Source organism: Vespertiliibacter pulmonis (assembly GCF_013377275.1).
Classification (GTDB): Bacteria; Pseudomonadota; Gammaproteobacteria; order Enterobacterales; family Pasteurellaceae; genus Vespertiliibacter; species Vespertiliibacter pulmonis.
This window is the reverse complement of the sequence record NZ_CP016615.1, coordinates 712,941-737,953: the sequence shown is the minus strand read 5'-3', so window position 1 is coordinate 737,953 and position 25,013 is coordinate 712,941. Positions and strand designations below refer to the sequence as shown.

At 40.4% G+C, this 25,013-nt stretch carries 19 protein-coding genes, 4 tRNA genes and 4 rRNA genes; 20 read left to right on the top strand and 7 right to left on the bottom strand.

All coding sequences use genetic code 11. The annotated features are described in order from the left end of the window. The first annotated feature begins 62 nt into the window (after positions 1 to 62). The 13 genes from recG to A6B43_RS03565 all read left to right on the top strand — a co-directional run bounded on the left by recG (position 63) and on the right by A6B43_RS03565 (position 10,837). Positions 63 to 2,144, top strand: a complete 2,082-nt coding sequence (gene recG, locus A6B43_RS03625) for an ATP-dependent DNA helicase RecG (protein ID WP_124211627.1) — start codon at positions 63 to 65, stop codon at positions 2,142 to 2,144. Between the two features lie 16 nt (positions 2,145 to 2,160). Continuing rightward, a complete protein-coding gene (locus tag A6B43_RS03620; RefSeq protein ID WP_124211626.1) occupies positions 2,161 to 2,688 on the top strand; it encodes a chorismate--pyruvate lyase family protein in 528 nt (175 codons plus the stop codon). Positions 2,689 to 2,717: 29 nt separating this feature from the next. Continuing rightward, the gene (gene murI / locus A6B43_RS03615; RefSeq protein WP_124211625.1) at positions 2,718 to 3,545 is read left to right on the top strand and encodes a glutamate racemase; all 828 of its coding nucleotides are present in this window, start codon (positions 2,718 to 2,720) and stop codon (positions 3,543 to 3,545) included. A gap of 320 nt (positions 3,546 to 3,865) precedes the next feature. Continuing rightward, positions 3,866 to 5,406: ribosomal RNA gene (locus A6B43_RS03610) — 16S ribosomal RNA — on the top strand. A gap of 70 nt (positions 5,407 to 5,476) precedes the next feature. Next, positions 5,477 to 5,553, top strand: a tRNA-Ile gene (locus tag A6B43_RS03605). 32 nt (positions 5,554 to 5,585) lie between these two features. Then, a tRNA-Ala gene (locus A6B43_RS03600) sits at positions 5,586 to 5,661 on the top strand. Between the two features lie 304 nt (positions 5,662 to 5,965). Next, a 23S ribosomal RNA gene (locus A6B43_RS03595) occupies positions 5,966 to 8,863 on the top strand. Positions 8,864 to 9,048: 185 nt separating this feature from the next. Beyond that, positions 9,049 to 9,164: ribosomal RNA gene (gene rrf, locus A6B43_RS03590) — 5S ribosomal RNA — on the top strand. A 53-nt stretch (positions 9,165 to 9,217) separates the two neighbouring features. Continuing rightward, positions 9,218 to 9,333 (top strand): 5S ribosomal RNA (gene rrf, locus A6B43_RS03585). The 16S, 23S and 5S rRNA genes sit together here with 4 tRNA genes alongside, the layout of an rRNA operon. A gap of 11 nt (positions 9,334 to 9,344) precedes the next feature. After that, positions 9,345 to 9,421 (top strand) — tRNA-Asp (locus A6B43_RS03580). Between the two features lie 44 nt (positions 9,422 to 9,465). Beyond that, a tRNA-Trp gene (locus A6B43_RS03575) sits at positions 9,466 to 9,541 on the top strand. 93 nt (positions 9,542 to 9,634) lie between these two features. Next, on the top strand, positions 9,635 to 10,528 hold the full coding sequence (gene xerD, locus A6B43_RS03570; RefSeq protein WP_124211615.1) for a site-specific tyrosine recombinase XerD: 894 nt from the start codon (positions 9,635 to 9,637) through the stop codon (positions 10,526 to 10,528). A gap of 3 nt (positions 10,529 to 10,531) precedes the next feature. Next, positions 10,532 to 10,837 carry a DUF5389 family protein gene (locus A6B43_RS03565; protein ID WP_124211614.1) on the top strand — a complete coding sequence of 102 codons (306 nt, stop codon included), beginning with the start codon at positions 10,532 to 10,534 and terminating at the stop codon, positions 10,835 to 10,837. Here the strand turns inward: A6B43_RS03565 and tilS are convergent. From tilS to A6B43_RS03550, 3 genes are read right to left on the bottom strand one after another with little or no spacing between them, the layout of a single operon-like run. Further along, entirely contained in the window at positions 10,808 to 12,103 is a 1,296-nt protein-coding gene (gene tilS, locus A6B43_RS03560; RefSeq protein WP_124211613.1) for a tRNA lysidine(34) synthetase TilS, read from the bottom strand. The genes A6B43_RS03565 and tilS overlap by 30 nt on opposite strands. 1 nt (position 12,104) lies before the next feature. Further along, on the bottom strand, positions 12,105 to 12,539 hold the full coding sequence (gene dtd / locus A6B43_RS03555; protein WP_124211612.1) for a D-aminoacyl-tRNA deacylase: 435 nt from the start codon (positions 12,537 to 12,539) through the stop codon (positions 12,105 to 12,107). Next, positions 12,536 to 13,390 (bottom strand): virulence factor BrkB family protein, encoded by an 855-nt coding sequence (locus tag A6B43_RS03550; protein WP_124211611.1) that lies wholly within the window; start codon positions 13,388 to 13,390, stop codon positions 12,536 to 12,538. The genes dtd and A6B43_RS03550 overlap by 4 nt, the downstream gene beginning before the upstream one ends. Positions 13,391 to 13,615: 225 nt before the next feature. On the opposite strand from A6B43_RS03550, the gene tatA reads away from it, so the two are divergent. The 6 genes from tatA to mutL all read left to right on the top strand — a co-directional run bounded on the left by tatA (position 13,616) and on the right by mutL (position 19,473). Continuing rightward, positions 13,616 to 13,840, top strand: a complete 225-nt coding sequence (gene tatA / locus A6B43_RS03545; protein WP_124211610.1) for a Sec-independent protein translocase subunit TatA — start codon at positions 13,616 to 13,618, stop codon at positions 13,838 to 13,840. 3 nt (positions 13,841 to 13,843) lie between these two features. Then, entirely contained in the window at positions 13,844 to 14,389 is a 546-nt protein-coding gene (tatB, locus tag A6B43_RS03540; protein WP_124211609.1) for a Sec-independent protein translocase protein TatB, read from the top strand. Continuing rightward, positions 14,379 to 15,128: a twin-arginine translocase subunit TatC gene (tatC, locus tag A6B43_RS03535; protein ID WP_124211608.1), complete on the top strand. Its 750-nt coding sequence runs from the start codon at positions 14,379 to 14,381 to the stop codon at positions 15,126 to 15,128. The genes tatB and tatC overlap by 11 nt, the downstream gene beginning before the upstream one ends. 57 nt (positions 15,129 to 15,185) lie before the next feature. Continuing rightward, positions 15,186 to 16,211 (top strand): porphobilinogen synthase, encoded by a 1,026-nt coding sequence (gene hemB, locus A6B43_RS03530; RefSeq protein WP_124211607.1) that lies wholly within the window; start codon positions 15,186 to 15,188, stop codon positions 16,209 to 16,211. 320 nt (positions 16,212 to 16,531) lie between these two features. Continuing rightward, the gene (gene corA / locus A6B43_RS03525) at positions 16,532 to 17,503 is read left to right on the top strand and encodes a magnesium/cobalt transporter CorA (protein WP_124211606.1); all 972 of its coding nucleotides are present in this window, start codon (positions 16,532 to 16,534) and stop codon (positions 17,501 to 17,503) included. Positions 17,504 to 17,613: 110 nt separating this feature from the next. Next, on the top strand, positions 17,614 to 19,473 hold the full coding sequence (gene mutL, locus A6B43_RS03520) for a DNA mismatch repair endonuclease MutL (protein ID WP_124211605.1): 1,860 nt from the start codon (positions 17,614 to 17,616) through the stop codon (positions 19,471 to 19,473). Here mutL and yccS read toward each other — a convergent pair. The 4 genes from yccS to A6B43_RS03500 all read right to left on the bottom strand — a co-directional run bounded on the left by yccS (position 19,470) and on the right by A6B43_RS03500 (position 23,163). Continuing rightward, positions 19,470 to 21,662, bottom strand: a complete 2,193-nt coding sequence (gene yccS, locus A6B43_RS03515) for a YccS family putative transporter (protein WP_124211604.1) — start codon at positions 21,660 to 21,662, stop codon at positions 19,470 to 19,472. The genes mutL and yccS overlap by 4 nt on opposite strands. 85 nt (positions 21,663 to 21,747) lie before the next feature. Beyond that, on the bottom strand, positions 21,748 to 22,023 hold the full coding sequence (locus A6B43_RS03510) for a deoxyribose-phosphate aldolase (RefSeq protein WP_124211603.1): 276 nt from the start codon (positions 22,021 to 22,023) through the stop codon (positions 21,748 to 21,750). A 37-nt stretch (positions 22,024 to 22,060) separates the two neighbouring features. After that, positions 22,061 to 22,525 (bottom strand): outer membrane lipoprotein, encoded by a 465-nt coding sequence (locus A6B43_RS03505; RefSeq protein WP_124211602.1) that lies wholly within the window; start codon positions 22,523 to 22,525, stop codon positions 22,061 to 22,063. A 20-nt stretch (positions 22,526 to 22,545) separates the two neighbouring features. Continuing rightward, on the bottom strand, positions 22,546 to 23,163 hold the full coding sequence (locus A6B43_RS03500) for a VOC family protein (RefSeq protein WP_124211601.1): 618 nt from the start codon (positions 23,161 to 23,163) through the stop codon (positions 22,546 to 22,548). Positions 23,164 to 23,201: 38 nt separating this feature from the next. On the opposite strand from A6B43_RS03500, the gene argS reads away from it, so the two are divergent. Beyond that, positions 23,202 to 24,929: an arginine--tRNA ligase gene (argS, locus tag A6B43_RS03495; protein ID WP_124211600.1), complete on the top strand. Its 1,728-nt coding sequence runs from the start codon at positions 23,202 to 23,204 to the stop codon at positions 24,927 to 24,929. The last annotated feature ends 84 nt before the right edge of the window (positions 24,930 to 25,013 follow it).

The window sequence follows — 25,013 nt, the reverse complement described above, 5'->3', positions numbered from 1 at the left end:
GTGTCATTGACACCCTTTGTCCTTTTATATAATCAAGCGGTCTTTTTTAAAATAATTTACTAATGAATCAACAACTTTTAGATGGTGTGCCACTGACAGCGTTATCTGGCGTAGGTGCAGTGATTGCAGAGAAATTAAGTCGAATTGGCATTAATAATGTGCAAGATCTTTTATTTCATTTACCGATCCGCTATGAAGATCGCACACGTATTACCCCAATAATTGATCTTCGTCCTGATACTTACGCAACAATCGAGGGGATCGTACAACTTACTGAAGTACAGTATGGCAAACGCCCTATCCTAAGCACAACATTATCTGATGGTACGAGCAAAATTACCCTAAAATTTTTTAATTTTAATGCGGGAATGAAAAACAGCCTAGTGGCAGGTACTCGAGTAAAAGCCTTTGGGGAAGTAAAACGAGGGCGTTATATGGCAGAAATTCATCATCCTGAATATCAAATTATTCGTGGTAATGAACCACTTGTTTTAGCAGAAACATTAACGCCTATTTATTCCACCACAGAAGGTTTGAAACAAGCCTCATTGCGTAAACTTACTGATCAGGCGTTAGCAATATTAGAGCGTGTGAAAGTAGTTGAATTATTACCTGATGAATTTAACCCCCATCGTTATAGCTTAAAAGAGGCGTTACAGTTACTACACCGTCCGCCCCCAACAATTTCCGCAGATCAGTTAGATAAAGGGGAGCACCCAGCTCAAAAACGGTTGATTTTTGAAGAATTGCTCGCACACAATTTAGCTATGCAACAGATAAGAGTGGGGGTACAGCAACATTTCTCTCAGCCTCTATTGTATCAAACGGATATTAAACGGCAGTTTTTGGCAAGTTTACCCTTTAAACCAACGAATGCTCAAGTGAGGGTAACGGAAGATATTGAACAGGATCTTGCTAAATCTTATCCAATGATGCGATTAGTACAAGGCGATGTCGGCTCTGGAAAAACGTTGGTTGCAGCGTTAGCCAGTTTATTGGCGATTGATAATGGCAAACAAGTTGCACTAATGGCACCAACAGAAATTTTGGCAGAACAGCACGCCACCAATTTTGCTAATTGGCTTGCTCCTTTTGGAGTTGAAGTCGGTTGGCTGGCGGGTAAAGTGAAAGGTAAAGCTCGTACCGCTCAGTTAGAAGCAATTAAAAAGGGTGATGTTCAGATGATTATTGGTACACACGCCCTTTTTCAAGAGCAAGTAGAATTTGCCGATCTTGCCTTAGTAATTATTGATGAACAGCACCGTTTTGGTGTACATCAACGGCTAACATTGCGAGAAAAAGGGGTTGCAGGCAATATTTATCCACACCAGCTAATTATGACCGCAACACCAATTCCGAGAACATTGGCAATGACGGTCTATGCGGATTTAGATACCTCGATTATTGATGAGCTTCCCTCAGGTCGAACGCCGATTACAACGGTTGTTATTTCAGATGATCGTCGTGATGAAATTGTTCGCCGGGTTTACCAAGCCTGTAAAAATGAACAACGTCAAGCCTATTGGGTTTGTACCTTAATTGATGAATCAGAAGTGCTGGAAGCACAAGCTGCAGTGGCGGTGGCAGAAGATTTACAACGAGCCTTGCCTGACTTACGCATTGGTTTAGTTCACGGGCGAATGAAACCGCAGGAAAAACAAGCTGTTATGGCAGAATTCAAGGCGGGAAATTTAGATCTATTGGTAGCAACAACGGTTATTGAAGTTGGGGTTGATGTACCCAATGCAAGTTTAATGATTATTGAAAATTCAGAACGGTTAGGGCTAGCACAACTTCACCAATTGCGTGGACGAGTAGGACGGGGTGCAACGGCATCTCATTGTGTCTTAATGTATAAAGCACCGTTAGGAAAAATATCTCAAAAGAGGCTAGGTGTATTACGGGATAGCCAAGATGGTTTTATCATTGCGGAAAAAGATCTTGAAATTCGAGGACCGGGCGAAGTGCTTGGCACAAAGCAGACAGGCATTGCAGAATTCAAAATTGCGAATTTAATGCGGGATAGAAAAATGTTACCGCTTGTTCAGCGATACGCCAAACAGCTGAGCGTACAATCCCCAGAAATTGCACAACAGTTGATTGCTCGTTGGCTTGAGCAAAAAACGATATACAGTAATGCATAACAAGCGGTGAGATTAAATGAATAATTTACCTTTTTCTGCATACCGTGAGATTTTTTGTCGAACGAAATGGCACACAGATCTACATTTGTTACCGCAATCGGTGAGAGAATGGGTTGGCTACACAGGTTCTTTAACACAAAAATTACAAGGAATTTGTCAATCGCTGACCGTTGAGCTAACGGAACAAAAATGGCAAGCGGTAAGTTCTTTGCCACAGTTTGCAAAAAATTCATCACAACAGACCGCTTGGTTACGGGAAGTGGTATTGAAATCTGATGGTATTCCCAGTATTTTCGCTCAAACGATCTTAGCAGAAACTACGGTACAGAATGTGGCACAAGAGATTTTAACACTAGGAGAAAAGCCCATAGGTTTATGGCTATTCCCACAAAACCCTAAAAGGCTTAATTTAGAATGGGCATTTGATGAGGGGGCTGGGCTTTACGCTCGTCGTTCCTATTTCACATTGAAGGATTACCCATTTGCAATTTATGAACTTTTTTTGCCACAATTTTCATTTGAATCCTTACATAGAACAGAGTAGCATTTCTAAAATTTCTTTCTGGGTGTTTTATGCAACCAACAATTCTTCTTTATGATTCAGGAATCGGTGGGCTAACTATTTACGATGCAATTCGAGAAAGTTTGCCTAATGCTCATTATTTATATTGCTTCGATAATGCTTATTTCCCCTATTCTGAGAAATCTGATGCGCTATTAATTTCTCAAGCTAAGAAAATAGTGCAAAAAATTGCGGAAATCTATCCGCTTGATATGGTGATTGTAGCTTGTAATACCGCAAGTACTGTTGTTTTACCTGCATTAAGAGAGCAATTTTCTTTTCCGATTGTAGGCACTGTTCCTGCAATAAAACTTGCTGCTGAAATTTCTCAAACCAAAACTATTGGCTTATTGGCGACAAAAGGCACGGTAATGCGTCCTTATGTGGATGAACTTATTGAAAAATATGCTCGTGATTGTGTCGTAGAGAAAATTGGTAGTACAGATTTAGTAGAAATTGTAGAAGAAAAACAGCAAACGGGAAAAGTTGATATGAATCGGCTACAGCGTATTATTTTACCGTGGCAAAATCATCCGACACTTGATACGGTTATTTTAGGCTGTACTCATTTCCCTCTAGTAAAAAATGAATTACAACAATTATTACCAAATATATCATTTATGATTGACCCAGGTAATGGTATTGCTAAAAGAGTAATCTCGTTATTAAATTTAACAGAAAAAAAACAGCAAGAAGGTAATGAAAGCAATCATATTTTGCCTAATTATGCATTTTATACAGGAGTGTTAAGTAATTTTTCTGCACGGGAAAATATGATGAAACAGTGGGGATTTGAAAAATTAATCCAGTTAGAGTTACAAAATATAGAGACAAATTAACCGCTTGTTGTTAAGAATCAATCAATTTGATTTATTTTTCATCTTTTGATGTAATTTTCAAATATTTTTGCAAAAAGTACTTGCGTGCGTTTTAGAAATACCTATAATACGCACCACACAACGACGCGCTGTTGTGAATTAATAAGATTGATTTGATAGTGCGTCGTTGTTTTGTTCTTTAATAATGTATCAGACAATTTGTGTGGGCACTTGTTGATGTTAATTTGTAGTTATAAGTATATAAAGACAAGACTTAATGAGTGCTAACTTGAAAATTCATAAAGAAGTAATAGAGTCAGTATTGATTGAGCGAAAAGATTAAATTGAAGAGTTTGATCATGGCTCAGATTGAACGCTGGCGGCAGGCTTAACACATGCAAGTCGAACGGTAACGGGTAAGTACTTGTACTTATGCTGACGAGTGGCGGACGGGTGAGTAATGCTTGGGAATCTGGCTTATGGAGGGGGATAACTACGGGAAACTGTAGCTAATACCGCGTATAATCGAGAGATGAAAGGGTGGGACCTTCGGGCCACCTGCCATGAGATGAGCCCAAGTGGGATTAGGTAGTAGGTGAGGTAAGGGCTCACCTAGCCGACGATCTCTAGCTGGTCTGAGAGGATGACCAGCCACACTGGAACTGAGACACGGTCCAGACTCCTACGGGAGGCAGCAGTGGGGAATATTGCACAATGGGGGGAACCCTGATGCAGCCATGCCGCGTGAATGAAGAAGGCCTTCGGGTTGTAAAGTTCTTTCGGTGATGAGGAAAGCTTGGGTGTTAATAGCACTTGGGTATGACGTTAGTTACAGAAGAAGCACCGGCTAACTCCGTGCCAGCAGCCGCGGTAATACGGAGGGTGCGAGCGTTAATCGGAATGACTGGGCGTAAAGGGCACGCAGGCGGTGACTTAAGTGAGATGTGAAAGCCCTGGGCTTAACCTAGGAATAGCATTTCATACTGGGTCGCTAGAGTATTTTAGGGAGGGGTAGAATTCCACGTGTAGCGGTGAAATGCGTAGAGATGTGGAGGAATACCGAAGGCGAAGGCAGCCCCTTGGGAATATACTGACGCTCATGTGCGAAAGCGTGGGGAGCAAACAGGATTAGATACCCTGGTAGTCCACGCTGTAAACGATGTCGATTTGGGGATTGGGCTTTGAGTTTGGTCCCCGAAGCTAACGCGATAAATCGACCGCCTGGGGAGTACGGCCGCAAGGCTAAAACTCAAATGAATTGACGGGGGCCCGCACAAGCGGTGGAGCATGTGGTTTAATTCGATGCAACGCGAAGAACCTTACCTACTCTTGACATCCAGAGAATCCTGTAGAGATACGGGAGTGCCTTCGGGAGCTCTGAGACAGGTGCTGCATGGCTGTCGTCAGCTCGTGTTGTGAAATGTTGGGTTAAGTCCCGCAACGAGCGCAACCCTTATCCTTTGTTGCCAGCGGGTTATGCCGGGAACTCAAAGGAGACTGCCAGTGATAAACTGGAGGAAGGTGGGGATGACGTCAAGTCATCATGGCCCTTACGAGTAGGGCTACACACGTGCTACAATGGCGTATACAGAGGGAAGCAAGATGGCGACATGGAGCGAATCTCACAAAGTACGTCTAAGTTCGGATTGGAGTCTGCAACTCGACTCCATGAAGTCGGAATCGCTAGTAATCGCAAATCAGAATGTTGCGGTGAATACGTTCCCGGGCCTTGTACACACCGCCCGTCACACCATGGGAGTGGGTTGTACCAGAAGTAGATAGCTTAACCTTCGGGAGGGCGTTTACCACGGTATGATTCATGACTGGGGTGAAGTCGTAACAAGGTAACCGTAGGGGAACCTGCGGTTGGATCACCTCCTTACCAACGACGAATTGCGTTAATAAGCGCTCACACAAATTGTCTGATAAGAGAATAATTAAGGTCATCCGTTGGGTCTGTAGCTCAGGTGGTTAGAGCGCACCCCTGATAAGGGTGAGGTCGGTGGTTCAAGTCCACTCAGACCCACCACTCGTAAGTGAGTGACAAACGGAAGATGGAATGGGGATATAGCTCAGCTGGGAGAGCGCCTGCCTTGCACGCAGGAGGTCAGCGGTTCGATCCCGCTTATCTCCACCAATTCATCATACTTAAGGTTATGTTGCTTATATACGTTTATATAAGAGATGATAAATAACATGAATTTAAGTATGATGATTAATTAACTTTAATTGTTATATCTGTTCTTTAAAAATTTAGAAACAAGCTGAAAATTGAGATTTTTTCAAGCGGTGTTGAGTAATCTACTTAATATATTATTAAGAGTTTTCTCATCACGCCAAAAAGTCTGAGTAAAGAAAAGCCTTGTGTGAACAAAAGCACACAAGCAAATAACCAGTTGTTTACCGATATCAACACAAATCCAAAATATTTGAGGTTGTATGGTTAAGTGACTAAGCGTACACGGTGGATGCCTAGGCAATCAGAGGCGAAGAAGGACGTGCTAATCTGCGAAAAGCTTGGATGAGTCGATAAGAGGCGTTTAATCCAAGATATCCGAATGGGGAAACCCAGTAGATGAAGAATCTACTATCCTTAGCTGAATACATAGGCTAAGGAAGCAAACCGGGAGAACTGAAACATCTAAGTACCCCGAGGAAAAGAAATCAACCGAGATTCTGTCAGTAGCGGCGAGCGAACGCGGAAGAGCCAGTAAGTTTTAGCAATAAATTAAGAGGAATCGTCTGGGAAGTCGAGCCATAGCGGGTGATAGCCCCGTACTTAAATAGTTTTTTGTGGAACTAAGCTTACAATAAGTAGGGCGGGACACGTGATATCCTGTTTGAAGATGGGGGGACCATCCTCCAAGGCTAAATACTCCTGATTGACCGATAGTGAACCAGTACCGTGAGGGAAAGGCGAAAAGAACCCCAGTGAGGGGAGTGAAATAGAACCTGAAACCGTGTACGTACAAGCAGTGGGAGCGGAGCAATCTGTGACTGCGTACCTTTTGTATAATGGGTCAGCGACTTATATTTTGTAGCAAGGTTAACCGAATAGGGGAGCCGTAGGGAAACCGAGTCTTAACTGGGCGATGTAGTTGCAAGGTATAGACCCGAAACCCGGTGATCTAGCCATGGGCAGGTTGAAGGTTGGGTAACACTAACTGGAGGACCGAACCGACTAATGTTGAAAAATTAGCGGATGACTTGTGGCTGGGGGTGAAAGGCCAATCAAACCGGGAGATAGCTGGTTCTCCCCGAAATCTATTTAGGTAGAGCCTTATGTGAATACCTTCGGGGGTAGAGCACTGTTTCGGCTAGGGGGCCATCCCGGCTTACCAACCCGATGCAAACTGCGAATACCGAAGAGTAATGCATAGGAGACACACGGCGGGTGCTAACGTTCGTCGTGAAGAGGGAAACAACCCAGACCGCCAGCTAAGGTCCCAAAGTACTAGTTAAGTGGGAAACGAAGTGGGAAGGCTTAGACAGCTAGGATGTTGGCTTAGAAGCAGCCACCATTTAAAGAAAGCGTAATAGCTCACTAGTCGAGTCGGCCTGCGCGGAAGATGTAACGGGGCTAAAACTAGTCACCGAAGCTGCGGCATCAGACGAAAGTCTGTTGGGTAGGGGAGCGTTGTGTAAGCGGATGAAGGTGAATCGAGAGGTTTGCTGGACGTATCACAAGTGCGAATGCTGACATAAGTAACGATAAAACGAGTGAAAAACTCGTTCGCCGGAAGACCAAGGGTTCCTGTCCAACGTTAATCGGGGCAGGGTGAGTCGGCCCCTAAGGCGAGGCTGAAAAGCGTAGTCGATGGGAAACGGGTTAATATTCCCGTACTTGGATAAACTGCGATGTGGGGACGGAGAAGGTTAGGTTAGCAGACTGTTGGATGTCTGTTTAAGGCGGTAGGTGGAGAGATTAGGCAAATCCGGTCTCTCTTAACACTGAGAACTGATGACGAGTGTCTACGGACACGAAGTAACTGATACCACGCTTCCAGGAAAAGCCACTAAGCTTCAGGTTTATCTAAACCGTACTGAAAACCGACACAGGTGGTCAGGTAGAGAATACTCAGGCGCTTGAGAGAACTCGGGTGAAGGAACTAGGCAAAATAGCACCGTAACTTCGGGAGAAGGTGCGCTTATGGTAATTGTAGTCCCTTGCGGACGAAGGTGAAGTAAGTCGAAGATACCAGCTGGCTGCAACTGTTTATTAAAAACACAGCACTCTGCAAACACGAAAGTGGACGTATAGGGTGTGATGCCTGCCCGGTGCTGGAAGGTTAATTGATGGTGTTATCGAAAGAGAAGCTCCTGATCGAAGCCCCAGTAAACGGCGGCCGTAACTATAACGGTCCTAAGGTAGCGAAATTCCTTGTCGGGTAAGTTCCGACCTGCACGAATGGCATAATGATGGCCAGGCTGTCTCCACCCGAGACTCAGTGAAATTGAAATCGCCGTGAAGATGCGGTGTACCCGCGGCTAGACGGAAAGACCCCGTGAACCTTTACTATAGCTTGACACTGAACATTGAATTTTGATGTGTAGGATAGGTGGGAGCCTTTGAAGCAGTGACGCTAGTCATTGTGGAGGCGTCCTTGAAATACCACCCTTTAACGTTTGATGTTCTAACGAAGATTACGAAACGTGGTCTCGGACAGTGTCTGGTGGGTAGTTTGACTGGGGCGGTCTCCTCCCAAAGAGTAACGGAGGAGCACGAAGGTTTGCTAATGACGGTCGGACATCGTCAGGTTAGTGCAATGGTAGAAGCAAGCTTAACTGCGAGACAGACAAGTCGAGCAGGTGCGAAAGCAGGTCATAGTGATCCGGTGGTTCTGAATGGAAGGGCCATCGCTCAACGGATAAAAGGTACTCCGGGGATAACAGGCTGATACCGCCCAAGAGTTCATATCGACGGCGGTGTTTGGCACCTCGATGTCGGCTCATCACATCCTGGGGCTGAAGTAGGTCCCAAGGGTATGGCTGTTCGCCATTTAAAGTGGTACGCGAGCTGGGTTTAGAACGTCGTGAGACAGTTCGGTCCCTATCTGCCGTGGGCGTTGGAGAATTGATTGGGGCTGCTCCTAGTACGAGAGGACCGGAGTGGACGCATCACTGGTGTTCCAGTTGTCTCGCCAGAGGCATTGCTGGGTAGCTAAATGCGGAAGAGATAAGTGCTGAAAGCATATAAGCACGAAACTTGCCAAGAGATGAGTTCTCCCAGTCTATAAGACTGTAAGGGTTGTTGGAGACTACGACGTAGATAGGTGGGGTGTGTAAGTGTAGTGATACATTGAGCTAACCCATACTAATTGCCCGAGAGGCTTAACCATACAACCTCAAGTGTTTTGGAGTTGATGTAGGGTAAAGATTGGTTATAGAAGATAACGAAAGATGAATGAAGAAAGGTTCAGACAGCTTGTTTTTAGAGAAATAAAGAAGAGACTATGCGTTACATCGAGTAATAGTAGAATAAGTAACGTGATAGAAAAAAGAATAGATAGATGGAAAGAATTTTCCTGATGGCCAGAGTGCTGTGGTCCCACCTGACTCCATACCGAACTCAGAAGTGAAACGCAGTAATGCCGATGGTAGTGTGGGGATTCCCCATGTGAGAGTAGGGCACCATCAGGGTTTTATTAACTTAGTTCATTTTTAATAGTGAGCTAACTTAATAAAAGAATTTGATTAACAGCAAGAGTGCAGTAGTACCACCTGACTCCATACCGAACTCAGAAGTGAAATGCTGTTACGCCGATGGTAGTGTGGGGATTCCCCATGTGAGAGTAGGGCACTGTTAATCGCCAAATTTGCGGAGCGGTAGTTCAGCTGGTTAGAATACCTGCCTGTCACGCAGGGGGTCGCGGGTTCGAGTCCCGTCCGTTCCGCCACTTATTTTAGCGATTTGATGTATAAATCTAATCGCTTTCTCTTTAGGGGCGTAGTTCAATTGGTAGAGCACCGGTCTCCAAAACCGGGTGTTGGGAGTTCGAGCCTCTCCGCCCCTGCCATATTTTAAAATTTATAAACTATAAATTTCTTTTCTAGTTATCTCATTATTATGTAAAACTAATTACATATTTTTCTAAAATCTAACCGCTTGTATGGCACAATTAAACCCTATTATTGAACAATTTCTTGATAATCTTTGGCAAGAATATCATTTGTCTGAGAATACAATAGCTTCTTATCGACTTGACTTAATGGCATTTACTCAATGGTTATCAATACCAGATGGTTTTTTACGGGTAGATTATGTGGATTTGCAAACTTTTCTTGGAGAGCGTTTAGAGCAAGGATATAAATCATCAAGCTCTGCTCGTATGTTAAGCTGTTTACGAAAATTCTTCCGTTTTTTGTATTTAGAAAATTATCGGAAAGATGATCCGAGTGAAATGTTAAAATCCCCACGTAAATCAGTTTATTTGCCTAAATCTTTAAGTGAAGATCAAGTAATTGATTTATTAAATGCACCTAATACAGCTGATCCTCTTGAATTGCGTGATAAAGCAATGCTTGAATTACTTTACGCAACGGGATTACGGGTTACGGAGCTAATTTCTCTTACCATAGATAATTTGAGTCTATCGCAAGGTCTAGTACGGATTATTGGTAAGGGTGATAAAGAGAGAATTGTGCCATTAGGAGAAGAAGCGAGTTACTGGATTCAAGAATTTTTCCAATATGGGCGTAAGGCATTAGTGGGTAATGCCCAATTAAATATTGTTTTTCCTAGTCGTTTAGGACAGCAAATGACTCGTCAGACTTTCTGGCATCGTATTAAACACTATGCTTTATTGGCTGGCATTGAAAGTGATAAACTTTCACCACACGTTTTACGCCACGCTTTTGCTACTCATTTGGTTAATAATGGGGCAGATTTGCGTGTTGTACAAATGTTATTGGGACATAGCGATTTATCGACGACCCAAATTTATACACATGTAGCGAAAGCACGTTTAAAATCATTACATCAACAGTTTCATCCTAGGGGATAACGTATGCAAAGTAAGAGTTTACAAGGTTTTTCAGCATTTAGTTGGATGTTAGCACTCTTTTGTTTACCTAGTGCTTTATGGCCTTTGAGTTTATTTATTTCAGCAAAATTAACCGAAAATCTCAATTTAACGTCAGCCCAAATTAATTTCTTTTCTATTTTATGTTGGATTTATCCAGCAATATTGTTGTTAATTTCAGGTCTATTATATAAATTGCATCGTACTCATTCTAAATTTGCTAATTTCTTGTTAGCGTTAAGTTTTATTGGATTTTATAGTTTACTTACTTATTTTGTGAAAAGCATTTAGTACCATTACAAATTGATCCTTATAGAAAATAACAGGCGTGCGTGGTCTTTTCCAGACTGGCACGCTATTTTTTTGCCAAATTTTCTTCATTTCTTCTCGATGTAGCTTTTTGTAGTAATTTACTTTACCCGTAGGCTGTAATTTAAGCGTGATAAGTTTGTCTTTTAGTTCAATAGGTAGCATAAAGCGGTAAGATTGAGAAGATATTGTGTAAATTAGTTCAGTAAATTCTCGTTTAATATTTCCTAGATTGTGGGGTAAAGAAATTGTTTCCTTGATATTAAGATTGATTTCAATGCGTTCTATTATTTTGGGAAATTTTTCGGTAATAAATAGATGCTGTTGATAACGCCGAATAACTTTATTATTGAGTATGATTTCGGGGTTTTTATCAAGATTTGATTTAAGCATCGTGTTCACTATTTCTTCAAGCTGTATTTGGCTTGGCATTAGTTGCTGGTTTTTTTCAAGCCATAATCGAATAAGCTGCCGTTGTTTTAGGTGAGAAAATGTATTGAACCCTGTAATATTTAGGCGTTGTATGTTGGTTGGATCGATCCGTTGCTGAAGTTCTTCATTAAGCAATTCGGTGATAAGTTGTTGTTGATCGGCACAATGTTGGCTAGTACGAGCCACCATTTGATTAAAATGATTCCAGCGCTGATTCAGCGTAGGGAGAACTTGTTGGCGTAGAAAATTGCGATCAAAGTCAATATTTTGGTTACTTTCATCTTCAATCCAACATAAATTTGTTTGATAAGCATAGGCTAAAATTTCAGCCTTACTTGAGGAAAGCAAGGGACGAAAAATAGTAAAATTTTGCCATAAACTGACCGCTTGCATTGCTGAAATACCTTTAACTCCTGAACCTCGTTTTAGAGCGAGAAAAAAAGTTTCAACTTGATCATCTAAATGATGAGCTGTTGTGAAAATTTCATTCGGTTGAATGATTGTTTGAATAGCATTATAACGAGCAGTGCGAGCGTTTGCTTCTAGCCCTTGTTTACCTTCAACGGTAACATAGCGTATTGTTAGGGGGATATGTAGTTTAGCACATTGTGATTGGCAAAAAGCTACCCAGTCGTTAGCATTCGGGCTTAATCCGTGGTGAATATGTACAGCCCGTAAATTAAGTGGTATTTCTTGCCGGAGTTTAGCAAAGAGTGTAAGTAAAACAATAGAATCTACCCCGCCACTTAATCCAATTAAAAAATCAGTCTGCGTTGGAAAATGTAAATGTAGTTGTTGGCGAAAATAACTGAGCATTTTATACCTGAAGCCAAAAGGTGACGGGGCCATCATTTTGTAAGCTGACTTGCATATCCGCAGCAAATTTCCCTGTTTGAGTGGTGATTTTTTGTGATGATTGCTCGGTAAAATAGTCATATAGCGTTTTAGCGATAGCTGGATCAGCATTTCGTGAAAAACTCGGGCGAAGCCCTTTTTTCGTGTCTGCGGCTAATGTAAATTGTGATACAACTAGTAAACTTCCGTTTATTTGCTGAACGTTGAGATTCATTTTATTATTATCATCAGAAAATAAGCGGTAAGAGAGAATTTTATGTAGTAATTGATCGGCTTTGGATTGGTTATCTCCTTGTTCAATACCCAATAGCACTAATAAACCTGTGTTTATACTGCCAATAATTTGGTTATTGACTTCAACTTTCGCCCATTTTACCCGTTGAATCAGTGCGATCATGATTGTTTCTCCATAGATTGTAAAGGATTGGCAAGTTTACCTGCTTTAATCATCTCGAGATCTTTTAAGACAGAAGCAATTTGCCCGCCGAGTAAAACAACTTCCCAACTGAGATGAATCCATACGATCATAATTGGAATAGTTGCTAATACACCATAAATAGCTTGATAGGATGGAAAATGAGTGATGTACCAAATAAAAATTTCTTTTCCTAAAGTGAAAAATAACCCTGCAATTAAACCACCAATCGCAGCGTGCAGAAAGCGAACCTTTGTATTTGGAACAACAGTATAAACTAAGCTAAACATTATCCAAATCAAGAAAAATGGCATAAGTTTGAGAATATGATGGCTGAATGAAAAAATGCCATCAGGGCTAAAGAGTTCAAGGGAGAAAAGGTAAGAGCTAATCGCAATACTTGCCCCTGCAAGAATTGGACCAAAAATAAGCACGCCTAAATAAATAATAAATGAAAGGACAAAAGACCGTTTTTTCGTATTATGCCAAATATCGTTAAGGGCATTATCTATACTTGAGATAAGCATTACGGCAACAACAACTAAGCCTAAAATACTAATAATGCCCATATTTTTGGAGTTTTCAACGAACAGATCAAGATATTGTTGCACCATCTCACCCGCATTGGGTGCAAAATTATCATAAACAAACTCTTTTAGTAGAGAAGTTGCTTCCGTGAACATTGGTAGTAAGGTAAAAATAGAAAAAACTACCATAATAAGTGGCACAATGGCTAATAAGGTGCTGTAAGTGAGATAGCCCGAATAGATGCTAATTTTATTTTGCTGAAAGCGGAAAAAAAATAATCTGAGAGAGAAAGGTATTTTATTCATTTTAGATATACGAAATAGTTAAGCTTATAAAGTGTAAACTTGAATATTTTTTGAGTATTGATAACTAACAAGTGTATCATAAAAGCATTGGTTCATTCTATGAATGAAGTATAATTAATATACAACTCTAGGTTCTGATCAATTTCTTGTAAAATTATGATGGTATCATTGCTGAAAAATCGTATAATCGGGAAAATTCTATTCACTTTTTATAAGAGGTACACAATGGGTGGTATTAGTATTTGGCAATTAGCGATTATTGCAGTGATTATTTTGCTTTTATTTGGTACAAAAAAATTACGCAATTTAGGTGCAGATTTGGGTGAATCGGTTAAAGGCTTTAAAAAAGCGATGAGCGATGAAAAAGCGAAAGATGCAGATTTTGATAAAGTTGAACAAAAAACTGCTGAACAAACTGAACAGAAAGCAAAAGAGAAAGAGCAGGCGTAACCCGTGTTTGATATAGGTTTTTCTGAACTAGTTTTAATTTTTATTGTGGGCTTAGTTGTGCTTGGCCCTAAACGATTACCGATTGCAATTCGTACGGTAATGGGGTGGGTTCGTACTATTCGAGGTTTGGCGGCGAATGTTCAAAATGAGCTAGCTCAAGAGTTAAAGCTACAAGAGTTACAGGAAAGTATTAAGAAAGCCGAAACGCTTAATCTTAATCGTCTATCACCTGAATTAGAAAAAACCGTGGCAGATCTCAAGCAGGCCGCAGAAAAGCTAAAAAATGGGTTAGATTCTACAAAAAATGAGATAACCCAATTAGCCAATCAACCAGCAGAAGAAATACAGGTTTCAGATGCTGAAGTACAAAAAAATGAGCTGAATTCACCGCTTGTTGAGCCTAATGTAGTTGTTGAGAAGGGGGAGTCTGAGCTTGCACCCGACGAAATGACTGCATTAGCTGAAGTTGATGAAGAAAAATTGAGCGTTTATTATCCTCCAGATGATGAACCTGTTACACAAGAAAAGGGCAATTCAAATGTCAGTTGATGAGTCACAGCCTTTAATTAGCCATTTAGTTGAACTACGAAACCGTTTATTAAAAGCGGTAATGTGTGTTTTAATTGTGTTTGCGTTGTTAGTTTACTGGGCGAATGATATTTATAGCTTACTTGCTAGCCCACTTACCGAGCGTTTACCACAAGGGGCAACAATGATTGCAACAAATGTTGCAACACCATTTTTTACTCCAATTAAATTAACTATTATTACGGCTGTATTTCTTTCTGTTCCTTATATTTTGTATCAACTTTGGGCATTTGTTGCCCCAGCACTTTATAAGCAAGAGAAACGGTTAGTTTATCCTTTACTTATTTCAAGTACGGTATTGTTTTATACAGGGGTTGCATTTGCTTATTATGTGGTTTTCCCTCTGATTTTTGGATTCTTAACGAGTACTGCACCTGAAGGTGTAACAATGGCAACGGATATCAGTAGTTATTTGGATTTCGTTTTAACAATTTTCCTTGCGTTTGGTATCTGTTTTGAAGTACCTGTTGCTATTATTTTGCTCTGTTGGGCTGGGGTTACATCACCGGATGACTTACGAGAAAAACGCCCATACATTATTGTGGCGGCATTTGTGATTGGTATGTTGCTTACACCACCTGATATCTTTTCGCAAACCTTATTAGCAATTCCAATGATTCTACTTTTTGAAGTTGGTTTAATTGTCGCACGTTTTTATGTGCCGAAAGATGAACCACAGCAAGAAAATAATCAGCTTTAATATTAAGACCCGCAACAAGCGGGTCGATTTCTTTATTATTTTGTAAAAGGAGATAATATGACACAATTTCTTCCCGCAAATTTTCCCGCTAATAGAATGCGTCGTTTGCGTAAGCACGAATTTAGTCGCCGTTTGAGTGCTGAAAATCGTATCAATGTAGAAGATTTAATTTACCCTGTCTTTGTGATAGAGGGGGAAAATCAGCGAGTGAGCGTGCCGTCAATGCCTGGCGTAGAACGTTTAACTATCGATCAACTTTTAGTCGAAGCAGAATTACTTGTAAAATATGGCGTACCTGCCATTGCACTTTTTCCTGTTGTTAGTGAAGAAAAAAAATCACTTATGGCAGAAGAGGCTTACAATCCAAATGGATTAGCACAGCGTGCAGTACGAGCGTTAAAACAGGCATTTGGTGAGAAACTGGGTGTGATTACTGATGTTGCCCTTGATCCATTTACCACTCACGGACAAGACGGTATCATTGATGATGATGGATATGTGTTGAACGAAGTAACAACGGAGATTCTCGTTAAGCAAGCACTTTCTCACGCACAAGCAGGAGTGGATATTGTTGCACCAAGCGATATGATGGACGGGCGTATTGGTGCAATTCGTCAAGCCTTAGAGAAAAATGGTTTTATCCATACACAAATTATGGCATATTCCGCTAAATATGCTTCAAATTATTATGGTCCATTCCGTGATGCAGTGGGCTCATCAGGTAATCTAAAAGGCGGGAATAAAAAAACTTATCAGCTTGACCCTGCAAATGCAAATGAAGGTTTGCACGAAGTGGCATTAGATATCCAAGAGGGAGCAGATATGGTAATGGTAAAACCTGGAATGCCGTATTTAGACCTTGTTTATAGAGTAAAAGAAACATTTGGCGTACCAACATTTGCTTATCAAGTATCGGGTGAGTATGCAATGCATATGGCTGCCATTCAAAATGGTTGGCTCAAAGAGCGAGAGTGCATTATGGAATCTTTACTTTGTTTTAAACGAGCAGGAGCAGATGGCATTTTAACCTATTTTGCGAAGCAAGTTGCCCAATGGCTTTATTTAGAGGGTAAAGAGAAATAACTCTGAAAGTGAGTTAGACGGCTATTGTGAGTAGAAGGCAAGCGGTAATAATTTTTGAATTAGTAGCAAAAAATAGGGCTTATCAAACCGCTTGCCTTTTAGAAATGCCTTGACGATTTGGCGTAAAATCTGTACTATTCGACCGCTTTTTTATCTTGAGGACACAGCATTTTGGACAGTTACAGTCGATACTTATCAGATTTTTAGCCCCCCTCGTCCAAATTCTTTACCGGCGAGAGTCGGTATTTTCCTGTCAGTATCTTAATTTTTGTTCATTTTTGTTCATCGCCTCATCTCTGTTGTAACCCGAGGAGTATGAAATGATCCGAGCTTTTTCGTTACAAAACGACCGCTTAGTCAATGTAGATGAAACAATTCAAAACCAATTTAATGACGCCATTTGGATAGATTTAGTTGATCCGTCCGATGAAGAACGTAGTGTACTTGAAATTCGCCTTGATCAAACTCTTGCGGAAGAACACGAATTAGAGGATCTTGAAGCGTCAGCCCGATTTTTTGAAGATGAAGATGGCTTGCATCTCCATTCTTTTTTCTATTGTTTAGATGATGATAATTATGCAGATATTGCTACCGTTGGCTTTACGATTCGTGATGGGCGCTTATTTACTTTGCGAGATCGGGATTTACCGGCTTTCCGCCTTTATCGAATGCGTTCACGCCGTGAAAAGTTAATCGATGGTAATGCCTATGAACTACTTCTTGACCTGTTTGAAACGAAAATTGAGCAGTTAGCTGATGTCATTGAAAATATCTATGCAGATTTAGAAAAACTGAGTCGAATAATTTTAAAAGAGCATAGACAAGAAGGAGAAAAAAAGGGCGATAATGGTTTTGATGATGCTTTAGCAGAGCTAACAGAGCTTGAAGATGCAAGTTCAAAAGTTCGTTTGTGTCTAATGGATACTCAACGAGCATTGAGTTTTTTACTGCGGAAAACCCGTTTACCGAATAATCAGCTTGAACAAGCTCGAGATATTTTACGAGATATTGAATCACTGCACCCACATAATGAATCACTATTCCAAAAAGTAAATTTCTTAATGCAAGCGGCGATGGGTTTTATCAACATTGAGCAGAACCGCATTATGAAATTTTTCTCGGTCGTCTCCGTGATGTTCTTACCTGCAACACTTGTCGCTTCAACTTACGGTATGAATTTTGAAGTGATGCCAGAACTGAAATGGCAATATGGCTACCCAATGGCGATTGGCTTAATGATTGTCGCTGCATCTGCTCCTTATCTTTATTTCAAACGTAAAGGGTGGTTGTAGATTTCTGAATAAAAATGAGGGGAGTTTAGACAGAAATTGCCTGAACTCACCGCTTGCTATGCTAAAGTTCCTTACTTTAGACATTTTCTAATCGTTTAATTGAGCCTCTTATGACAACTTACAAACCTTTAATCCAAATTCTACCGCCTCAGTTAGCCAATCAGATTGCTGCAGGGGAGGTTGTTGAACGTCCTGCTTCGGTGGTCAAAGAGTTAGTTGAAAATAGTTTAGATGCGGGAGCGACCCTTATTCAGATAGATATTGAACAGGGTGGTTCGCAGTTAATTCGTATCAGAGATAATGGTTGTGGTATTGGCAAGCAGGATCTGGTTTTAGCCCTTTCTCGCCACGCAACCAGCAAAATTGCAACGTTAGAAGATCTCGAAATGATTTTAAGCCTTGGCTTCCGAGGTGAGGCGTTGGCAAGTATTAGTTCAGTTTCACGTCTTACCTTAACGTCTCGCCCTGAATATCAAATGGAGGCGTGGCAAGCCTATGCGCAAGGCCGAGATATGGCGGTCGAAATTCGTCCAGCTTCACACCCTATTGGTACAACCATTGAAGTCGCTAACTTATTTTTTAATACCCCAGCTCGCCGTAAATTTTTACGAACGAATAAAACGGAATTTGCTCATATTGATGAAATTTTACGCCGTATTGCATTAGCAAAACCTAATGTTACTTTTATTTTAAATCATAATGATAAGAAAATTCGCCATTATAAAGCGGTTGCTGATCAAAGTATTGAACAGCAACAAAAACGGGTAATGGCAATCTGCGGTGAAGAATTTATTCGGTCGGCGGTTCATTTAGATTGGCAACACGATGATTTACATTTATATGGTTGGATTGGCTCGCCTACCGTTGCTCGGTTGCAAAATGACCTCAGTTACAGCTATGTGAATGGTCGGGTAATGCGAGATAAAACGATCAATCACGCAATTCGTCAAGCCTTTGGGGATAGTTTGCCAAAGGATCATTACCCTGCGTTTGTATTGTTTTTAGATATGGATCCAAGCTATGTTGATGTAAATGTACACCCAGCCAAGCACGAGGTTCGTTTTCATCAAGGGCGATTAGTTCACGATTTTATTTATCAAGGTGTATTAAATGCGTTAAACCGTACGCAACAGGCTCTTGCTTTAGAAATACCAGCAATGGCAAGTAATATTGGTGAGCCATTGCCGAATTATTTAGCCCATAATGTTGTAGATACTAATCTACCAGCATCGGGGCGGAATGTTTTTGCGAGTAATTATCAGTCATCTGGCCATTCTCCACGTCCGTTTTCAAAGGAAAAAAGCACGTATTCAAGCCAATCATCTGTCAGTAAAAGTGAGCAGAAATTATATGGACAATTACTTTCATCGGTTAATCCAGTGGATACAAACAAGCGGTTAGATCACACTGAAATTTTACCAAAACCTGTTATGCCGATGCTTACTTCTTCAGTTGAAATAACCAAAGGCGATTTTTGTCCGGCATTGGCGATTGTAGAGAAGCAGGCCGTGCTATTAAAAGAGAATGAGCAATTTTCGCTGGTAAATATTGAGAAATTAGCTCGTTTGCGGTTAGCATTACAACTACAACAAGGCGAGAGCCAACGGTTATTGATCCCTTTATCAATCAGCATTGAGAATGAAAATTCACGCTGGCAGGTTATTGAATCAGAGCTTTCAACACTTGGCTTTGTTATTCAAACTAAAATGTGGCAGGGTAAAACTCGGCTTACGGTTGAGCAAGTCCCGAGCTGTTTGCGGGAACAGAATTTACAGCAATTATTGCTAAATTTACTGCAAACACAAGCGGTGGGTTGTGTACAATTTTTTGCAGAAAATGCAGTGTTGCCAACCGCTTGTAGTTTGGCGGATGTCGTGGTGCTGTTAGCAGAAATTGAACAACAACCAAGCAGTAAAATTGCTTTGGAGCAGTTAAAACGAACCGTGGATTTTAGTGCTTATCTGGATTAGTTTTTTTGGGGCACTTGCAATGTGTTCTCTGTGTCGATAAGCCCATAAAATTGGGGAAGTAATTGTACGATCAAATGCAGTTGCTGTAATAATACGAGGCTCTTTTCATCAATTGACAGTTGGTGTTCCATTTCAATTTGGCGTAGTTGTTGATCTGTATTATCAATTTCGGCTAATAATATTTCCCTTTGATCACCTTTATCTTTTGCTATTTTTTCTAATAATTGCACAACCTGTTTTGCTTGTTTAAAGAAAATACCCGAAAAATCAATCTGTTGATTTAGAAGATGACTTTCCGATCGATAAGTACCTAACGCTGAAATATAGCTGATTAGCGTATAACTTAGCCCGAGAAGGCTCGGGGCATTGCCGAGGGCTTTCTGGTATTTTTTCGGTTCAGCTAACATATTTGCTACCGTTGTGCTTAAATTTGCTACCGCATTTTGTGCAGAACGGCGAGCGACCCGATAAGAAAATTGATGGCGGTAACCGAATTGTAATTGAGCAATGATCTGTTTTAAATAATCAGCATTACTCGCTAATGTTTCCGTAAGGCTTTGGCGTAAATTGATATATTTCCAATCGGGCCATAAATAGGAAACGGCAAGCCACGCAATACCTGCTCCAATAAGAGTGTCAATAATGCGAGGGAGCATTGCTCCATCAGGATCTAGCCCAACAATATCAAAACTTATCAAAACTTGTAGGGTAATGAAGAAAGTAGAAAAACTATAATTATTGGTGCGAAATAGAAAAAATAAGCTACTAGAGGCGACTAATAATCCAAGTTGAGCTTCTAGTGTTGGCGAGATATAGCGTAATGATAGCCCAACAATCACACCAAGAATAGTGCCAATTACGCGTTGTATTAGGCGTTTTTTTGTGGCGGAATAGTTTGGCTGGCAAACGAGAATCGCTGTGAGTAATATCCAGTACCCTTGCGTAATTTGAAATAATTCAGCGAATAAACTGCAAATAAATACTACAATAGAGAGCCGTATTGCGTGGCGGAACAGCTGTGATCCAAAGTGGCATTGGCTACGTACGGCGTGAATAATATTACGAAATGTTGAGGCATTTTCCGCAATTAAATGGACGGTTTTTGGTAAATTTTGAGGGGGTTCATTGGGGCTATTATTGGCAAGCTGAACTAGCTGCCCTTCAATATAGCGTAGGTTTTCAGCAATAGAGTGAAGTTTGCTGAAATATTTTATCCCTTTTTCTTGATAGAATGTGAGAGATTGATTTAATCCCATTAATACTCTTGTCCGCTGGATAGGGTATTGATAAGGCTCATTATGGCGTAGGCTATGCGCAATTTGCTGGCAAGCGGTGGCTTGAAGCTCTAATAAGCGGTGAAAACGGAAAACTAAATCTGTATTTTGCAATGATTGAAATAATTCGAGATAGTGTGAGGTATAGCTTGAGCTGGCTTGTTCCCAGATGTCTTGCCCTGTGAAGTAAAATCGTAACATTCTTTGGGTAAAGCGGTTTCGATGTTGATTATTTAAACGATAAAATAGGGATATTCGTGCTTTATCAAATGCATTAAGTACCTCAATATTCGCTTGAGCGAGTGCAAATTGTTTTTCTGGTAGAGAATCTGGGTCATCTGGATCGAAAAAGCTGGCCTTAATTTGCAAATAATGCCCAAGGGAAGAAAAATATTGTGCAACATTCTCTTGCATTGTCCGATTTGGAAAGAGCAGATAAACCAGTACGGCACAAATGCCATAAAGCAACGTTCCGCAAACGATCAGTAATGGATTACTATACCAGACGGAATTTTCCGTATAGGTGAGCGTGATGTAAACAGCAACTAAGAGCGTACTAAATGCAATAGTGCTGTAACGTGGTCCAATCGCACCGAGCATTATGACAATAAATGTGATTGTTGTAATTAGTGGAATAAATAGCCAATTAAAACTAAGAGCAAGTTGGGCGCTGAGGGCTGATATGCCAAAGGCAATAAGGGAGAAGAGAAGATTTTTAAGGCGGCCAGTTAAACGGTTGTCTAGGTCCGACAACCCACCTGCAATAATGCCTAATACTAACGGCATTGTATGTTCTGAAATATGTAGTTGCCAAACAGTAATAGCTGCAATATTGGTAGCGAGAAATATCGGTAAAATGCCTAAAATATTTGCATTTAACCATTCAAATGAAAGTTTTTTTAATAGATTGTGCATTACAAGCGGTGAGATTTTAGTAAATTTTATCTGAGAGAAATATTAGGTATAAAAAACCCCGAAAGTTCGGGGCTTTAAATTTAGATTATTTGAATTCGTAGCGACGAATTGTTTTTAAATCAGAATCTTGGTTTTGTTGTGCATCATCAACAACAATACGAGCGCCTACTGCTGCGTGTGCATCATATTGACGGGTCATTGTAACAACTTCGCCATCATCTTTTGCAATTGTTAATTCGACAGTATTATCGTCTAATGTTTTACTGCTAAGAATGGTTGCATTCCCTTTCGTTGAATAAACATCAGCCGTACATGCAGCTAATGCCGCACTCATTAATAAAACAAGAGAAAGTTTTTTCATTGAATTTTCCTTAAGATATAAATAAATTTAACGTGATTTAAAGGAGAGAAACGTTAAGGTCTGCATTAGAACCTACGATTCTGACACGTTTACCTGGTACGAAACCATCTTCTTTTTTCTGCACAACAACGATTTCTTTACCGTCGTCTTTGCGAATAACCATTTCTAATGAAGAAACTTGATTTGCTTTTTCTTCCACTTTGCTGCCTAATACTGCTCCCGCAATAGCGCCTACCGCACTAGCAATAGCTTGACCTCGTCCACCACCAATGGTTGATGCAGCAATACCGCCAATTACACCACCACCGAGGCCGCCTAAAGGACCTTGATCACCTGCTTGAATTTTCACTTCACGCACAGAAACAACTGTACCATAGCTAATTGCTCGAGCTTCTTTAGCTTGATCACCACGATAAACATTACCGCTGTAAATATCGCTATTGGCACAGCCAGTTAAAATTAAGCTTGCTAATAGTGATGCAGCTAAACCGAATTTCTTCATATTTTACTCCATAAAAAGGATCAGATAATAATTTCCGACAAAATTATAGCATTTATATCATAAGGGTGTAGTTTTAGACAACAATAATTCTGATTTGTTGTACCTTTTAATGAAATAGCAATAGTTGGATTTGGTAGCCGTTCATTTTCTACTAAAGGTTGGCTAATTTTTACATTAAGTTGTGGATTTTGTTCAAACTGAAATTGATCATTAAGGCGAGAGACCCACTGTTCAACAGATTCATTGGCTAAAAAAGGTACGACAATTTCAATATGCTCCCAGCCTTCTTGTGGATAAATTTTATTTTTCGGATATGGTAGCTCAATGATCGATACAGATTGCCCATAAAATTCGAGCGGTTGATGGAGCTTAAATAGTGAAATTGGGCGACCATTTACTTCGCTTTGTTTAAGTAAGTTCGCATTCATTGATAAGAACATATGCCATTGCTGTGCAGTTTCAAGGTTATTCATTCTTACAGCAAGATGATCAATTTCAAATTGAGTTAAATTTAGTTGAGCTATATCGGCGATTTCTTGAATTTTTTGCTCGAATTGAGATAAATTGCCAAAACAAGCGGTAAGATTTGCTAAAAAATTTGCAAATTGCGAGTTTTCAGTGGGGTTTTTTAGTATCATTGCACACATTTTTTGAAATTATAAGAAATAGGTACATTGTGAATATTCAATACATTCTATCGGAAAAAATTAAACAGGCAATGATTGTTGCTGGGGCAGATCACGACGTTGAACCTCTAGTTCGTCAATCAGGTAAAGTGCAGTTTGGCGATTATCAAGCTAACGGCATTATGGGTGCAGCAAAAAAACTGGGCATTAACCCTCGTGAATTTGCACAAAAAGTAGTTGAAAATGTGGACTTAACAGGGATTGCTGAAAAACTAGAAATTGCAGGGCCAGGGTTTATTAACATTTTCTTAGCACCAAGTTGGCTAGCTGAAAATACGAAAATGGCGTTAGCAGATGAAAAACTGGGTATTGAACGTAATCAATCACAAACTGTGGTAGTGGATTATTCCTCACCGAATGTGGCGAAAGAGATGCACGTCGGGCATTTGCGTTCAACCATTATTGGTGATGGCGTGGTGCGAGCATTAGAATTTCTTGGCAATAAGGTTATTCGAGCGAACCACGTTGGCGATTGGGGTACGCAATTTGGTATGTTAATTGCTTATCTTGAAAAAATGGAAAATGAAAATGCGAACGAAATGGATCTCAGTGATTTGGAAGCCTTTTATCGTTCAGCAAAAGAGCATTATGATAGTGATCCAGTTTTTGCGGAGAAGGCTCGAAACTATGTGGTAAAACTACAAAGTGGTGATGAATATTGCCGTATGATGTGGAAAAAATTGGTGGATATCACAATGCACCAAAATCAGCAAAATTATAAACGTTTAAATGTCACATTGACTGAAAATGATGTAATGGGCGAGAGCCTTTATAATCCAATGTTACCTGCGATTGTGGCAGATTTAAAAGCCAAAGGGTTAGCCGTTGAAGATGAAGGAGCATTGGTTGTTTTCTTAGACGAGTTTAAAAATAAAGATGGCAATCCAATGGGGGTTATTGTTCAGAAAAAAGATGGCGGTTTTCTTTATACGACAACGGATATTGCAGCAGCCAAATACCGTTACGAAACTTTAAAGGCAGACCGTGCATTAGTCTTTTCTGATACCCGCCAGAGCCAACATATGCAACAGGCGTGGCTGATTACCCGTAAGGCGGGCTATGTGCCTGAAAGTTTTAGCCTTGAGCATCATAATTTTGGAATGATGCTAGGTAAAGACGGTAAACCATTTAAAACCCGTACTGGTGGGACGGTGAAATTAGCCGATCTGTTAGATGAAGCAACAGAACGAGCAGCAAAATTGATTGCAGAAAAAAATCCTGATCTGACCGCTAGCGAGCGTCAAGCGGTGGTAGAAGCCGTTGCGATTGGTGCGGTGAAATATTCAGATTTGTCTAAAAACCGTACGACTGATTATGTGTTTGATTGGGATAATATGTTGAGTTTTGAAGGTAATACCGCCCCATATATGCAGTATGCTTATACGCGTATCAGTTCAATTTTTAGTCGTTCAGGTATTAATCCAACTACATTGACGGGGGAAATTTTCCTAACGGAAGATAAAGAGCGTGCGTTAGCATTAAAACTATTGCAATTTGAAGAAGCAGTAACAACGGTTGCGAAAGAAGGAACGCCACACGTTCTGTGTCAATATCTCTATGAATTAGCGGGTATTTTCTCAAGTTTTTATGAGGCTTGTCCAATCTTAAATGCAGAAGAAAATATTAAAAATAGCCGTTTACAGTTAGCCAGTTTAACCGCTAAAACCTTGAAACAAGGGTTGGATCTGCTGGGAATTAAAACTGTAGAAAAAATGTAATTGTTACGATAAAACGAACAGAAGTTAAAAGGAAGGCGATTGCCTTCCTTTTTTATTTCGTATTTCTTTTGCCAAAAGCGGTGA

What these genes read in the sequence shown, in the direction of transcription:
- recG (WP_124211627.1), top strand. Translation starts at nt 63, where the DNA reads ATGAATCAACAACTTTTAGATGGTGTGCCACTGACAGCGTTATCTGGC.
- A6B43_RS03620 (WP_124211626.1), top strand. Translation starts at nt 2,161, where the DNA reads ATGAATAATTTACCTTTTTCTGCATACCGTGAGATTTTTTGTCGAACG.
- murI (WP_124211625.1), top strand. Translation starts at nt 2,718, where the DNA reads ATGCAACCAACAATTCTTCTTTATGATTCAGGAATCGGTGGGCTAACT.
- xerD (WP_124211615.1), top strand. Translation starts at nt 9,635, where the DNA reads ATGGCACAATTAAACCCTATTATTGAACAATTTCTTGATAATCTTTGG.
- A6B43_RS03565 (WP_124211614.1), top strand. Translation starts at nt 10,532, where the DNA reads ATGCAAAGTAAGAGTTTACAAGGTTTTTCAGCATTTAGTTGGATGTTA.
- tilS (WP_124211613.1), bottom strand. Translation starts at nt 12,103, where the DNA reads ATGCTCAGTTATTTTCGCCAACAACTACATTTACATTTTCCAACGCAG.
- dtd (WP_124211612.1), bottom strand. Translation starts at nt 12,539, where the DNA reads ATGATCGCACTGATTCAACGGGTAAAATGGGCGAAAGTTGAAGTCAAT.
- A6B43_RS03550 (WP_124211611.1), bottom strand. Translation starts at nt 13,390, where the DNA reads ATGAATAAAATACCTTTCTCTCTCAGATTATTTTTTTTCCGCTTTCAG.
- tatA (WP_124211610.1), top strand. Translation starts at nt 13,616, where the DNA reads ATGGGTGGTATTAGTATTTGGCAATTAGCGATTATTGCAGTGATTATT.
- tatC (WP_124211608.1), top strand. Translation starts at nt 14,379, where the DNA reads ATGTCAGTTGATGAGTCACAGCCTTTAATTAGCCATTTAGTTGAACTA.
- hemB (WP_124211607.1), top strand. Translation starts at nt 15,186, where the DNA reads ATGACACAATTTCTTCCCGCAAATTTTCCCGCTAATAGAATGCGTCGT.
- corA (WP_124211606.1), top strand. Translation starts at nt 16,532, where the DNA reads ATGATCCGAGCTTTTTCGTTACAAAACGACCGCTTAGTCAATGTAGAT.
- mutL (WP_124211605.1), top strand. Translation starts at nt 17,614, where the DNA reads ATGACAACTTACAAACCTTTAATCCAAATTCTACCGCCTCAGTTAGCC.
- yccS (WP_124211604.1), bottom strand. Translation starts at nt 21,662, where the DNA reads ATGCACAATCTATTAAAAAAACTTTCATTTGAATGGTTAAATGCAAAT.
- A6B43_RS03510 (WP_124211603.1), bottom strand. Translation starts at nt 22,023, where the DNA reads ATGAAAAAACTTTCTCTTGTTTTATTAATGAGTGCGGCATTAGCTGCA.
- A6B43_RS03505 (WP_124211602.1), bottom strand. Translation starts at nt 22,525, where the DNA reads ATGAAGAAATTCGGTTTAGCTGCATCACTATTAGCAAGCTTAATTTTA.
- A6B43_RS03500 (WP_124211601.1), bottom strand. Translation starts at nt 23,163, where the DNA reads ATGATACTAAAAAACCCCACTGAAAACTCGCAATTTGCAAATTTTTTA.